Origin of the sequence: Streptomyces sp. NPDC029216, from assembly GCF_040648015.1 — a bacterium.
GTDB lineage: Bacteria > Actinomycetota > Actinomycetes > Streptomycetales > Streptomycetaceae > Streptomyces.
In genome coordinates, this window is sequence record NZ_JBEZWL010000021.1 from 26,748 (window position 1) to 38,969 (window position 12,222).

7 protein-coding genes and 1 pseudogene are annotated in these 12,222 nt (G+C 70.8%); 5 read left to right on the forward strand and 3 right to left on the reverse strand.

All coding sequences use genetic code 11. From position 1 onward, the window contains the following. Window positions 1–40 precede the first annotated feature (40 nt). From AB0F18_RS11290 to AB0F18_RS11305, 4 genes are read left to right on the forward strand one after another with little or no spacing between them, the layout of a single operon-like run. Window positions 41–1,186 (forward strand): VOC family protein, encoded by a 1,146-nt coding sequence (locus AB0F18_RS11290; RefSeq protein WP_184930225.1) that lies wholly within the window; start codon window positions 41–43, stop codon window positions 1,184–1,186. 28 nt (window positions 1,187–1,214) lie between these two features. Then, entirely contained in the window at window positions 1,215–2,153 is a 939-nt protein-coding gene (locus AB0F18_RS11295) for a fumarylacetoacetate hydrolase family protein (protein WP_116157421.1), read from the forward strand. A 9-nt stretch (window positions 2,154–2,162) separates the two neighbouring features. Then, window positions 2,163–3,740 carry a bifunctional 3-(3-hydroxy-phenyl)propionate/3-hydroxycinnamic acid hydroxylase gene (locus AB0F18_RS11300; RefSeq protein ID WP_362057672.1) on the forward strand — a complete coding sequence of 526 codons (1,578 nt, stop codon included), beginning with the start codon at window positions 2,163–2,165 and terminating at the stop codon, window positions 3,738–3,740. Continuing rightward, the gene (locus AB0F18_RS11305; protein ID WP_362057675.1) at window positions 3,737–5,704 is read left to right on the forward strand and encodes an acetoacetate--CoA ligase; all 1,968 of its coding nucleotides are present in this window, start codon (window positions 3,737–3,739) and stop codon (window positions 5,702–5,704) included. Before AB0F18_RS11300 ends, AB0F18_RS11305 begins: the two co-directional genes overlap by 4 nt. A gap of 638 nt (window positions 5,705–6,342) precedes the next feature. Here the strand turns inward: AB0F18_RS11305 and AB0F18_RS11310 are convergent. Beyond that, on the reverse strand, window positions 6,343–8,697 hold the full coding sequence (locus AB0F18_RS11310) for a PEP/pyruvate-binding domain-containing protein (protein WP_362057796.1): 2,355 nt from the start codon (window positions 8,695–8,697) through the stop codon (window positions 6,343–6,345). A gap of 29 nt (window positions 8,698–8,726) precedes the next feature. Between AB0F18_RS11310 and zapE the strand changes: the two genes are divergently transcribed. After that, window positions 8,727–9,683, forward strand: a complete 957-nt coding sequence (gene zapE, locus AB0F18_RS11315; protein WP_362057799.1) for a cell division protein ZapE — start codon at window positions 8,727–8,729, stop codon at window positions 9,681–9,683. A gap of 217 nt (window positions 9,684–9,900) precedes the next feature. On the opposite strand, the gene AB0F18_RS11320 is transcribed toward zapE, so the two are convergent. After that, entirely contained in the window at window positions 9,901–11,787 is a 1,887-nt protein-coding gene (locus AB0F18_RS11320) for an AarF/UbiB family protein (RefSeq protein WP_362057801.1), read from the reverse strand. A gap of 249 nt (window positions 11,788–12,036) precedes the next feature. Beyond that, window positions 12,037–12,222 (reverse strand): annotated as a pseudogene (locus AB0F18_RS11325) (ISL3 family transposase); the annotation flags it as partial.

Consider the following 12,222-nt stretch of genomic DNA (forward strand, 5'->3'; position numbering starts at 1 on the left):
GATGATTTCCTCATTGCGGCAATGTTGCTCGGAGGACACCATGTCTGAGACCCGCGTCCACGGGGCCGATGCCAAAACGGCCCACCAGGACCTGCATAGCGAACAGGGAGCCCTGAGGGGCGAGCATCCCGGCCGCTCCCGGAATCCCGTGATCAAGGTCGCGGACCTGGCCTGGCTGGAGTTCGAGAAGCCTGACCTGGAGCGAGCCGAGGTCTTCGCCCGGGACTTCGGCTTCCAGATCGCCGCGCGCACCGACAGCGAGCTGTGGCTGCGCGGCACGTTCGCCGGCTCGCCGTGCATGGTGATCCGGCGCGGGCGTACGTCCCGCTTCATCGGCCCGGCGTTCCGTGCGGCGGAGCGTCCCGATCTGGACCGGCTGGCGCGGGCCACCGGTTCCGACGTGCGTGACGCGGACGTACCCGGTGGCGGGAAGACGGTCGACCTGCTCGATCCGTCCGGCTTCCCGGTGCGGGTGGTGCACTGCGGCGAGCAGCTGCCGGCGCTGCCCGAGCAGCTGCCGCTGCTGCTCAACTTCGGTACGGACCATCGTCGTACGAACACCACGCAGCGCCCGCCGCGCGAGCCGTCCCGGATCCAGCGGCTGGGCCACGTCGTCCTGGAGACCCGCGTGTTCGGCCGGGCCCTGGACTGGTACCTGGACACGCTGGGGATGATCGTGTCCGACTTTCTCTTCCTGGACGGGCAGCGCGACCGCGGCCCGACCATGGCGTTCATCCGCTGCGACCTCGGCAGCGTGCCGGCCGACCATCACACGCTGGCCATGCACCTGGGACCGGGGACCGGCTATGTCCACTCCGCCTACCAGGTCACCGACCTGGACTCGATCGCCGTCGGCGGCGAATACCTCAAGGAACGCGGATACCAGCGCAGCTGGGGCGTCGGTCGGCACATCCAGGGCAGCCAGCTCTTCGACTACTGGCGCGACCCCGACCGCTTCATGCTGGAGCACTTCGCCGACGGCGACCTGTTCTCCAGCGACGTCGAGCCCGGGTGGGCACCCATGTCGACCAGCGGTCTTGCCCAGTGGGGTCCACCGGCCACGCGTGACTTCCTCGGCGCGAGTCCCTCCCCGCAGCGGGTCCGCGACGTCATCCAGGCCCTGCGCGGCGACAACGAGATGGACCCGGCGCGCCTGCTGGGCCTGCTCAAAGCCGCCAAGTCCTGAACACCGACCCCCTCACGAAGGTACTGACATGAGCACCAACGTCCTGCGCACCGCCGACGGATGGTGGGTCGTCCGCGGCCACCGGGCCATCCCTGTCGACACCAAGGCCACCACCACCGCCGAGCTGATCGCCGATCGTGACGCCGTACGAGAGGCGGCTCGCTCGACCGAGGCGGGCACGCCCGTCGCCGACCTGGCCGTCCTCTCGCCGGTCACCACCCCCTGCCGGGTGGTCGCCCAGATGGTCAACTACCGGAGTCACGCCCGTGATTCGGGCTTCACGGGCGACATCCCGCCCGCCTTCTTCCGCAAGGCGTCCGGGTCGGTCAGCGGACCCGGCGACCCCGTCGTACGGCCCTCGCACGTGAAGTTCCTCGACTACGAGGTCGAACTCGGGCTCGTCATGGGCGCCACCCTGCCCATCGGCACCACGGTCGACGAGCGGGACCTGCCGTCGTACGTCGCCGGGCTCGTCGTCACCAACGACATCAGCGCGCGCGACGTCCAGCTGACCAAGACGCAGTTCTACGAGAGCAAGTCCTACCCGACCTTCACACCGACCGGCCCGTACCTCGCCCTGCTTGAGCCGGAGGACTTCGTCCATCTCCTCGACCTCAGGCTGAAGCTGTCCGTCAACGGCGAGCTGCGCCAGGACCGCACCCTCGCCGACATGATCGTCCGCCCGGCGCAGGCCCTCACCCTGCTGGCCCGTTTCCAGACCCTCGACCCCGGCGACCTGCTCCTGACCGGCACGCCCGGCGGCACGGCCCTCAAGGCCCCGCCGAAGCCGGTCGAGAAGGTCGGCGCACTGCTGCCGCCCGCCTTGAAGTGGAAGGCTTTCTTCAAGTCCCAGGCGAAGAACCCGCACTACCTGCACGCGGGAGACGTGATCACGGCGACGATCGCGACCCCGGACGGCCGGATCGACCTCGGCGAGCAGCGGACCTCCGTCACGGACGCGAAGTAGGGACCTGAGGTGAGCCGCACCGAACAGCAGGTACCCGTGGTGATCATCGGCGCGGGACCGGTGGGCGTGACCGCCGCCCTCCTCCTCGCCCGGCGCGGGGTGCGCACCGTCGTCCTGGAACGCCACCGGGACGTCTACCCGCTCCCGCGCGCCGTCGCCACCGACGACGAGGTCCGCAGGATCCTCCAGGCCGCGGGCGTGGGGGAGGAGTTCGCAGAGATAGCCCGCCCCGCGAACGGACTGCGGCTGCTGGACGCCCAGCACCGGGTCATGGCCGAGTTCCGGCGCTCCGAGCACGGTCATCACGGCTACCCGCAGACCAGCATGTTCGACCAGCCCGAGCTGGAGCGACTGCTGCGCGACGCCCTCGCCCGGAACCCGCAATGCGAACTGCGCAGCGGCGTGGAGGTTACCGGCGTCGGCCCGGACACCGCCGGCCCCGTGCGCGTGACTTACCGCGACGACGACGGAGAGTCCGAACTGTGGGCCGAGGCGGTCCTCGGCTGCGACGGGGCGAACAGCCTCACCCGCGACGCCATCGGCGCCACATGGGAGGACCTGCGCTTCGAGGAACGATGGACCGTCGTCGACGTCCGCACGAACGCCGACGTCCGCTGCTGGGAAGGCGTCGACCAGGTCTGCGACCCACACCGCCCGGCGACCTTCATGCGCGTCGGCGAAGACCGCTACCGCTGGGAGTTCCGGCTGCAGGACGAGCGGCAACCGGTGCGGGAGCTGATCGCCCCATGGATGCCACCCTCCCACGACGGTGACTTCGAGATCGTCCGCGAGACCCAGTACACCTTCCGGGCGCGCATCGCCGACCGGTGGCGCAGCGGACGAGTCTTCCTCCTCGGCGACGCCGCCCACCTCACCCCGCCGTTCATCGGGCAGGGGCTGTGCGCGGGCCTGCGTGATGCCTACAACCTCACCTGGAAGCTGGCCCGCGTCCTGGGCCAGGGCGGCGACGAGCGGCTGCTTGACACGTACGAGAGCGAGCGCAAGCCGCACGCACGGCATGTGATCCGGCTCGCGGTCGCCATCGGCTGGGCCATGACCGGCGGCCAGGACGGCGCCGCCGCACTACGCCGCAGGATCCTGGCCGCTGCCTGCCGCATACCCGGCCTCACCGCGGCGGCGGGCCGGGACCTCAGCCCGTCCCTGACCGCCGGGCCCCTCGTCCGGCGCCGTATGCGCAGGGGCCTCGCGGGCACCCACTGCCCGCAACCATGGGTGGCACTCGACGGACGGCGCATCCGCCTCGACGAACTGCTCGGCGACTCCTTCACCGTCCTGACCGCCGCCGAACCCTGGCCCGCACTGAACGCCCTCGCCCACGCGCTCGGCGCCCGGACGATCCCTGTCACCGGCCTCGGTGACGACGGCACTCTCGCGGCCTGGCTGCGCGCCGGCAGGGTGGATGCCGTCCTGCTGCGCCCCGACCGCGTCGTCATGGACGTCGTTCCGGCCGGGAGGCACGACTTCACCGACACCGCCGCCTGGGCGGCCCTCCTGCACACCACGCGCAGCACCCTCCCCCTCCAACAGACCGCCGAGAAGAGCCTGCTGAGGAGCGCCACACGATGACCAGGCCGGACCCCTTCACGACCCCTGACCCCAAGGCCGTCGTGAACAGCCGCATCATGGACTTCGCCCGCCACGCCGGGCTCGACGGCACCGACTACGCCACCCTGCACCACTGGTCGGTCACCGACCTGGAAGGCTTCTGGCGCGCGGTGTGGGAGTACTTCGACATCGAGTCCGACACCCCGTACGAGCAGGTGCTGGCCGAGGAGCGGATGCCGGGCGCCCGGTGGTTCCCAGGCGCCACCCTCAACTACACCCATCATGCCCTGCGCAACCTCACCGACGACGCCGTGGCGATCACCGCCCTCGACGAGACCGGCTCCAGTCACGAGGTGACCGGCGGCCGGCTGCGCGCCCAGGTCGCCTCCGTCGCCGCCACACTGCGCGATCTGGGCGTCGGCAAGGGGGACCGGGTCGTGGGCTACCTGCCCAACACCCCGCACGCCATCGTCGCCTTCCTCGCCGCCGCGAGCCTGGGCGCGGTGTGGTCGGTCTGCGGGCAGGACTACGCCCCCAAGGCCGCCGCCGACCGCTTCGCCCAGCTCGAACCCACCGTCCTGATCGCCGCCGACGGCTACCTCTTCAACGGCACGACCCACGACCGCCGCGAGGCTGCCGGTGAACTGGCCGCGCATCTCCCGACGTTGAAGGCGACGCTGCTGGTGGACCACGTGGGCCTGCCGTGGCCTTCGCGAGCGTTCCCGTCGCTGGTGGTGCCGTGGGAGGACGCGTCCACCCGCGCCGAGGAACTCACGTGTACGCCGGTGCCGTTCGATAACCCGCTGTGGGTCGTGTTCTCCTCCGGAACCACCGGTCTGCCCAAGGGCATCGTCCACGGTCACGGCGGCGTCCTGCTGGAGCACCTGAAGACCCTCGGCCTGCACTCCGACCTCGGGCCCGGCGACCGTCTGCTCTGGTACACCACGACCCACTGGATGATGTGGAACCTGGTCGCCTCCACCCTGCTGACCGGCGCCACGACCTGTACGTACGACGGCAGCCCCGCACCCTTCGCCCGGCTCGACGTCCTGTGGGAGCTGGCCGCGCGCCACCGGGTGACCGTCTTCGGCACCAGCCCCCAGTACCTGCTGGGCATGGCCAAGTACGGCATCGACCCCTCGGCACACGACCTGTCGTCGATCCGCGTGGTCGGCTGCACCGGCTCCGCCCTGCCGGCCTCCGCCTACCCCTGGGTCCGCGACCACGTCGGCGACCACGTCCTGCTCGCGTCCACCAGCGGCGGCACGGACGTCGTCTCCGGCTTCGCGGGCAGCGCCCCCAACACACCGGTCTGGGCCGGGGAGCTGTCCGCACCTCATCTCGGGGTGGCCCTGGCCGCGTACGACGCCGAGGGCCTCCCGATCGTGGACCAGGTGGGCGAACTGGTCGTCACCCGCCCGATGCCGTCCATGCCGCTGTACTTCTGGAACGACCCCGACGGCACCCGCTACCGCGACGCCTACTTCTCCTCCCACCCCGGCGTCTGGCGGCACGGCGACTGGATCACCGTCACCGGACACGGCTCCGTGATCGTCCACGGCCGCTCCGACAGCACCCTGAACCGCAACGGCGTACGCCTGGGCAGCGCCGACGTCCACGACGCCGTCGAACGCCTCCCCGAGATCACCGAGGCCCTCGTCATCGGCGCGGAAGAACCCGACGGCGGCTACTGGATGCCCCTGTTCGTCGTCCTCGCAGACGACGCGACCCTGGACGACCCGCTCCGCGAGAAGATCAAGGAGGCGATCCGGACCGGCGCCTCACCCCGCCACGTCCCCGACGAGATCCTCGAAGTCCCCGGCATCCCGCACACCCGCACCGGCAAGAAACTCGAAGTCCCCGTCAAGCGCCTCCTCCAGGGCGCCCCGGTCGAGCAGGTCGTCAACCCGGCAGCCGTGGACGCCCCCGACCTCATCGACCACTTCGCCCGCCTGGGCGCCGAACGCCGGAGGCGGCCGGCGTGACCACCGCACAGGTCACCCTCGCCGCCGTACTGTCCCTCGTCTTCCTCCCGCTCAAGGGCGCGGGGGGAGCTCCGCGCGGTCATCGCCGACCGGATCACCTTCCGCTGGACCCTGATCCGTCCGCGGCGGCGAGCGCCTCGTCGAACTCCAGCAGCACTACCGACGGCGGCCGTTCGGCAACGGGGAGTGCTGGGCCGTGAAGATTCGAACGAGCCCAGTCGCAGAGTCCGCTCCGGCTCAACCGGGAACAACTCGCCAAGGAGACGCGCCGACGCCCAAGCAGCGGGGGAACGGCTGGAACAGGCAGGCGTCCACGTCAACCTCGTCAGGGTGCCGTTCAGCGGACCGGCGGACACCTACGGGTTCCGCATCGGAGCCGCTGAAATCACCGGCCGCGGCATGACCGGCCACGACGCCCGAACTCGCCCACCTGATGGCTGACGCCATCGTCCACCGAACGACCAGGGCAACGGCAAACGACACCGCGCGGCTGTCGGCGCGCTCTCGGCCCGATTCCCCCGGCTGCTGTTCGGCTACGACGACGCCACGGGGACAGCCCTCGGGAACACTGTCGCCCATGCGGCCTCCCGCCGCCGGCTCGGCCGGCACCGAGCAGAGAGGCTACTCGGCAGGGTCGGTCAAGCCTCGGCCAGCACCTCCACCGTCCCATGGCCGCCGTCGACGCGGATGCGTTGGCCGGTCCGGATCCGTGTCGTGGCGTTGCCGCACCCGACGACGGCGGGAATGCCCAGTTCGCGGGCGACGATGGAGGCGTGCGAGAGATTCGCGCCCACGTCGGTGACGATCGCCGAGATCCGGGTGAACAGGGGGGTCCAGCCGATGTTCGTCACGGTCGTCACGAGGATTTCACCTGGCCGCAGGGTCTCGCCCTCCTCGACCGTGGCGACGACGCGGGCGATGCCCTCCACCACCCCGCCCGAGGCCGGCGAACCGCTGACCGTGTCGGAGGGGGGCCGTGTGGCGTGCGCGTCGTACAGGTCGGCGCGCCGGTTCGGATCCGCCGCCCAGGTCTGCGGGTCGAATTCGCCTCGGATCAGAGTGGGGTACGTCGGCAGGGCGCGGTACAGCTCGTGGGCGGCGCGCCGCGCCGGCACCGCGGCGAGCGGCCGCTCGTCCCCGGCCAGCACGACCAGGATCTCCTCCGTGTCGAGGAAGAAGAGGTCCTCACCGTGGCCGGTCACTTCACCGGCGCGTCGGACGACATCGCGCAGCAGCCAGAAGACGCGTGCCACTTCGGTACGAGCCGCCTCGCGCAGGCGCGCCGAAGCGGCCCACTGGTCCACCGTGCGGCGTATCGCGGTGACCCGGTTCGGGTGGCGCGCGGCGAACCGTTCCCATGCCGCGGCCCGCGCCTCGGACTGCCGCTGCAGGCGGGCGTCAGCGTCCTCCTGGACGCTGCTCAGCGCGGCGAGCTGTCGGTCGATCCACTGTGGGTCCTCGGCGGGCCGCGCCAGGGAGATCTCGAACTCGTGCGGGCCGCGATGTCCGTACGTCCGCGTGTACGTGTCCCGGTCGATCTCCCCGCGCGCCAGCCGCTCCAGCCCCAACAGCGGTCCCATACTGGCGAGTTGGCCCTCGTCGCCGAGGCCCGTCGTCATCAGGTCGGCGTCCTGCTCGCCGACCAGCTCGTGGAGCGTGCCGCGAACCTTGACGAGTGTGTCGCCGTCCTTGCGGGTGGCCGCCTGGAGCATGTGACAGCAGAGGCGGAAGTACTCGCCCACCTCGGTGTCCCACAGTTCGCGCAGCTTCTTCGCGTCCGGGGCGCCGCCCACCCGGGCCCGCAGGTCCTCGCAGCGCGCCGGTGCCTCTTCCAGAAACGTCGACAGGATCTTGCCGTTGGCACGGATGCGGCTCACCACACGGGCGGCCTCCCCGAGCGTGTCCCGCCACACACGCAGTTTCGAGGCGGGCAGCAAGGGGATCTCCACCCCCTCGGGCAGCCGGCCGAAGACCAGCTCGTTGGCCTGCGCGAACTTCCTGCCCTGCCCGAAGGCGGCCGCCAGGGTGGCAGTGACGGAGAGGTTCATGTAGAAGCGGCCGCCGATGTTGCCGTACATGGGCCGCCCCTCCAGAGTGGCCCCAACCATGACCTCGCTCATGAACTGCCGTACGAACGACCAGGTCGCGGGCGTCATCACATCGGGCACGGCCTCGCCCAGGTTGGCGCTGGTCCACAGAGAGTCGGTGCCGGTGCTGTCGTTCCACACCTCGGGCCGGGTCGAAGCGGCGGCGGTGATCGGCCGGGCCTGCAGGATGAGGAAGCGCCCCTTCTCGCGGGCCCATTCGACGTCGCGCGGCTCTGCGTACAGCTCCTCGATCCGGTTCCCGAGCCGCGCCAGTTCCACTGCCTCGAAATCGCTCAGGACCGGGGCGTCCCGCCGGTCGGCCGGCACCGCCACCTCGCGGGTGCCGTCGTCCGTGGGGACGGTCATCACCTCCTTGGAGGCGGTCAGCCGGTCGGTGATCTCGAGCGTCCCGCGGTCGACGTACATCGTGTCGGGTGTGACAAGGCCGCTGACCACCGCCTCGCCCAGGCCCCACGCCGCGTTCAGGACCATACGGTCGGCGGGGCCACCGAGCGGGTCGATCGTGAACATCACCCCGGCCGCGTCCGCCGCCGCCAACTTCTGCACCACGACCGCGAGCGCCACGTCCTGATGGGCGATCCCGGCCCGGTCGCGGTAGGTGATGGCCCGGTCCGTCCACAGTGACGCCCAGCAGTCGCGGACCGCGCTCAGCAGCGCGTCCTCTCCGCGGATGTTGAGGTACGTGTCCTGCTGGCCGGCGAACGACAAGTCCGGCAGGTCCTCCGCCGTGGCCGACGACCGAACGGCCACGGTCATGTCGCCGCCGCCGCCGTCGCCGTCGTCGCCTTCGCCTTCGTTCTGGCCTTCGCCGAGCCGGGCGTACGCCGTGACGATCGCCTCGCGCAAGGAGCCCGGCAGCTCGGTCTCCTCGAAGAAGGCGCGGATTCGCGCCCCGGCGGGATCTCGGCGAGGCGCTGAACCGGGAAGGTGCCCGGCGCTGGTTCAGGCGCCCTGTGAACGAGCCGGTGCGCGGGGTGTACCTGTGGGGGCCGGTGGGGCGTGGCAAGAGCTGGTTGTCCGACACGCTCTTCGACATGGTGCGCGCGGAGAAGCAGCGTGTGCACTTCCACGAGTTCTTCCGCCGGTTCCACACCGCGTACGCCCGGCACAGGCACGAACCGCGGGCCGGTGAACGTGCCGTGGCGGAACTCCTCGGAGACTGCCGGTTCCTGTTCTTCGACGAGTTCCACGTGCACGACGCCGGCGACGCGATGCTGATGGGCCGGGTCGTGAGCGGACTGTTCGAGCGCGGAACGACCCTGCTGGCCACCTCCAACTACCCGCCGTCCGGACTATTGCCCAATCCGGTATTCCACCAGATGTTCGAGCCGACGATCGGGCTGCTCGAACGGTCCATGGACATAGTCGAGATCCCCGACGGCCCCGACTACCGCGTGTCCGGAGTCTCGACCCGCCCGTGTTCCGGTTTCTCCGGTGGCCGCTACCTCTGGCCGGGAGGCGCATCCGAACGCGCCGGATCGGCCCCGGCCCTGCCGGCTCCTGGCGAGGAACGGACCGTGCCGGCGGGACGCGGACACGTCCGGGCCCTCGCCGTACGGGACGACCTGATCTGGTTCGACTTCGCCGACCTGTGCGACCGGCCCCTCTCGACCATCGACTACCTCACCCTCGCCGACACCCACCGCCGCTGGACGATCTCCGGGCTGCCCCGCCTCGCCGAGGCCGGCCCCGACGCGGCACAGCGCTTCGCCAACCTCGTCGACGTACTCGTTGACCGCGACGTACACCTCACCCTCATCGGCCGCACATCTCTGACCGACACCCTGCACGGTGCCGGACTGCCACCAGACATCGGCCGCACAGCCAGCCGCCTCGCACTCCTCCAGCAGGAAACCGTCACCACTACGTGAAGTCCCCAGAAGCCGTTGCCCGGTAGCGGATGCCCGGGGTGGGGTGTTCCCACCGGTTGTAGTCGGTCATCGTCCCGCACTGGTCTCGGCGCGTTCGGCTTCTCTGTGATCAGGGCTTTGTGGCAGGCCGGCAGGCCGCGGGTCTGGAGCAGCTTGAGCTAGGTGGCTCGGGCAGTGCCAGTGCTGTGGGAACGGGCACGGAGGTCGGCGCGTCGCGTCATTCCATGGGCCGGCTGGTGACAAAGAGGGTACGGAGGACGATGGCGGCGGAGAGAATCAGGAGGTTGAAGCCTGTCAGCCCGTAGAGTCCGAGGCTCTCGCTCACGCGCGGCCCGCCGTCCATTCCCAGGAGTTGCAGGCCCGCGAACCCGAGGAAGATCCCGACGAAGGCGTGCACCATCCGCCCGACCAGCTCGCCGACGACCCGCCGGTCGCGGGGGTCGGCGAAGAGCCGCACGTTGAGCCCGAGCCGACCTTCCTCGAGCGCACCGCCGAGGCGGTCGAGGCGGCGGGGCAGCCGTCGCAGGACAGGCAGCAGCGCGATCAGTTCGTCGCGGGCCGTGTCACGGGCACTGCGCGGCCCCAGCCGGTCCGTGAGCCGGGCTGAGGCGTACGTACGGGACGCCTCCAGCATGTTGAATCCGGGGGAGAGGCGGACCAGCGTGCCTTCCAGGGTGGCCAGGGCCCGGAACACGGCCGCGACCTCCGGCGGAACCGTCAGCCGGAAGTCCGTCACCAGCCGGAACAGATCGCTGAACATCTCCACGTCGGGCGCGGACCCGTGCCCCAGATGGCGGGCGCTGAACTGCCCGAGCGCGCGCAGCAGCCGCTGTTCGTCGACCTCCTGGGGACGGCCGGTGATCTCCAGGAGGGCCTCGCGCAGGGCAAGCGGATCGCCGCGGTCGACGGCGAGGAAGAGGCCGCCCATCGCCTCGCGGAGCCCGGAGTCGATCCGGCCGACGGATCCGAAGTCGAGCAGGGCAGCAGTGCCGTCCGGCTGGAGCAGGATGTTGCCGGGGTGTGGATCGGCGTGGAAGACGCCGTCCAGCATGATCTGGTTGAGCAGCGCGGTGAGCAGGGTCTCGGCCAGCTTGGTGCCGTGCCGCTGGTCGTCGGGGACGGCCTTGCCGAGCGAGGAACCCTCGACCCGGCTCATGACGAGGACACACGCCGTGCTGAACTGCCCGTACAGGACGGGGATGGCGATGCTGGAGTCGCCGCGGGCCTCGGCGGCCTGGCGCACCGCGGTCATGTTGCGAGCCTCGACGCGGAAGTCCAGCTCCTCGCGCAGCGCGACGGCGAAGCCCTGCGCCAGGTCGTTCAGCCCCAGACCGCGCCCCCAGGCGGTGCGGTCGCTCAGAGCCGACGCCAGGCGCCCGACGATGTCCAGATCGCGCTCCACGAGTTCCGGTATCCCGGGCCGCTGCACCTTGACGACGACCTCGGTGCCGTCATGCAGGACGGCCGCGTGCACCTGCGCGATGGAGGCCGCTGCCAGCGGGACCCGCTCGAACGTGGCGAACACATCCCGCACCGGCGCTCCCAGGCTCTCCTGAAGCTGTGTCTCGACCTCGCTCCACGGCGCGGGCGGCACTTGGTCCTGAAGGAGACTGAGCTCCTCGGCGTACACCTCGGGCAGCAGGTCCCGCCGGGTCGACATCAGCTGCCCCAGCTTCACGAACGTGGTCCCGCCCGCCTGCAACGCCTGTCGCAGCTCCCGCGCCAGCAACTCGTGCCGCACCCCGGGCGCGCGCCGCCGGCCCCGCAGATACGGCCCGAGCCCGTGCCGGCCGGCTATGCGCACCACCCTGGAGTATCGCCGCGCCCGCGCGATCCGCCACCGCACGGACTGCGCCCACCCGAGCGGCCGTACGGCGCCCATGGGCACCACGATGTCCAGCACGACGAGAACCACCATCGAGGCGAGCATCCCCACCCCGCCCATCAAGGACAGCAGCGGCGCGAGCTCGCCCGACTCCTCCAGCCGGGGCCCGAACAACCCCCCGGACACCGCGAGCCCGCACGCCCCCGCGGTCGCGACCCGCACCGCCCCCGCCCGCACCCCCAGCAGTCGCCGCCCCACCACCGCAGGGGCCACCACCACAAGCAAGAAGACAAGCGTCCCGACCAACGCACCAGTAATCCACATGACGCCATTCAACAGCACATGCGTGCGATTCTCTGCGCCTGACAATCCGGCCAAGTCACCGAGCGCGGACGTGACTTGACGGTCAGGACGCCGGGTCCGACGTGCCCCCCAACCGGCTGCGATCAGCCGAATCAGCAGTCGAGCTCATTGGGACTGTGAAACGTTCGGCTCTGTCCCGCAATCGGTGGTTACGAAGGGTGACGGTCAGTGCGGGAGGATGCGGTGGCGGAGGAGGGGGAAGCCCGCGCGGCCGTGCATCTGCCTCATGATCCGTTTGGTGCGGGTGTTGACGCCTTCGGTCCGCCCATTGTGGTGCGGGAGGGTGAGGCCGGCGTTGACGGCTGCGCGGTCGAGTTCGAGACCGTTCACAAAGGCGTGGAGGTAGGGCAT

Coding starts and splice junctions, on each gene's coding strand:
- AB0F18_RS11290 (WP_184930225.1), top strand. CDS start 41: ATGTCTGAGACCCGCGTCCACGGGGCCGATGCCAAAACGGCCCACCAG.
- AB0F18_RS11305 (WP_362057675.1), top strand. CDS start 3,737: ATGACCAGGCCGGACCCCTTCACGACCCCTGACCCCAAGGCCGTCGTG.
- AB0F18_RS11295 (WP_116157421.1), top strand. CDS start 1,215: ATGAGCACCAACGTCCTGCGCACCGCCGACGGATGGTGGGTCGTCCGC.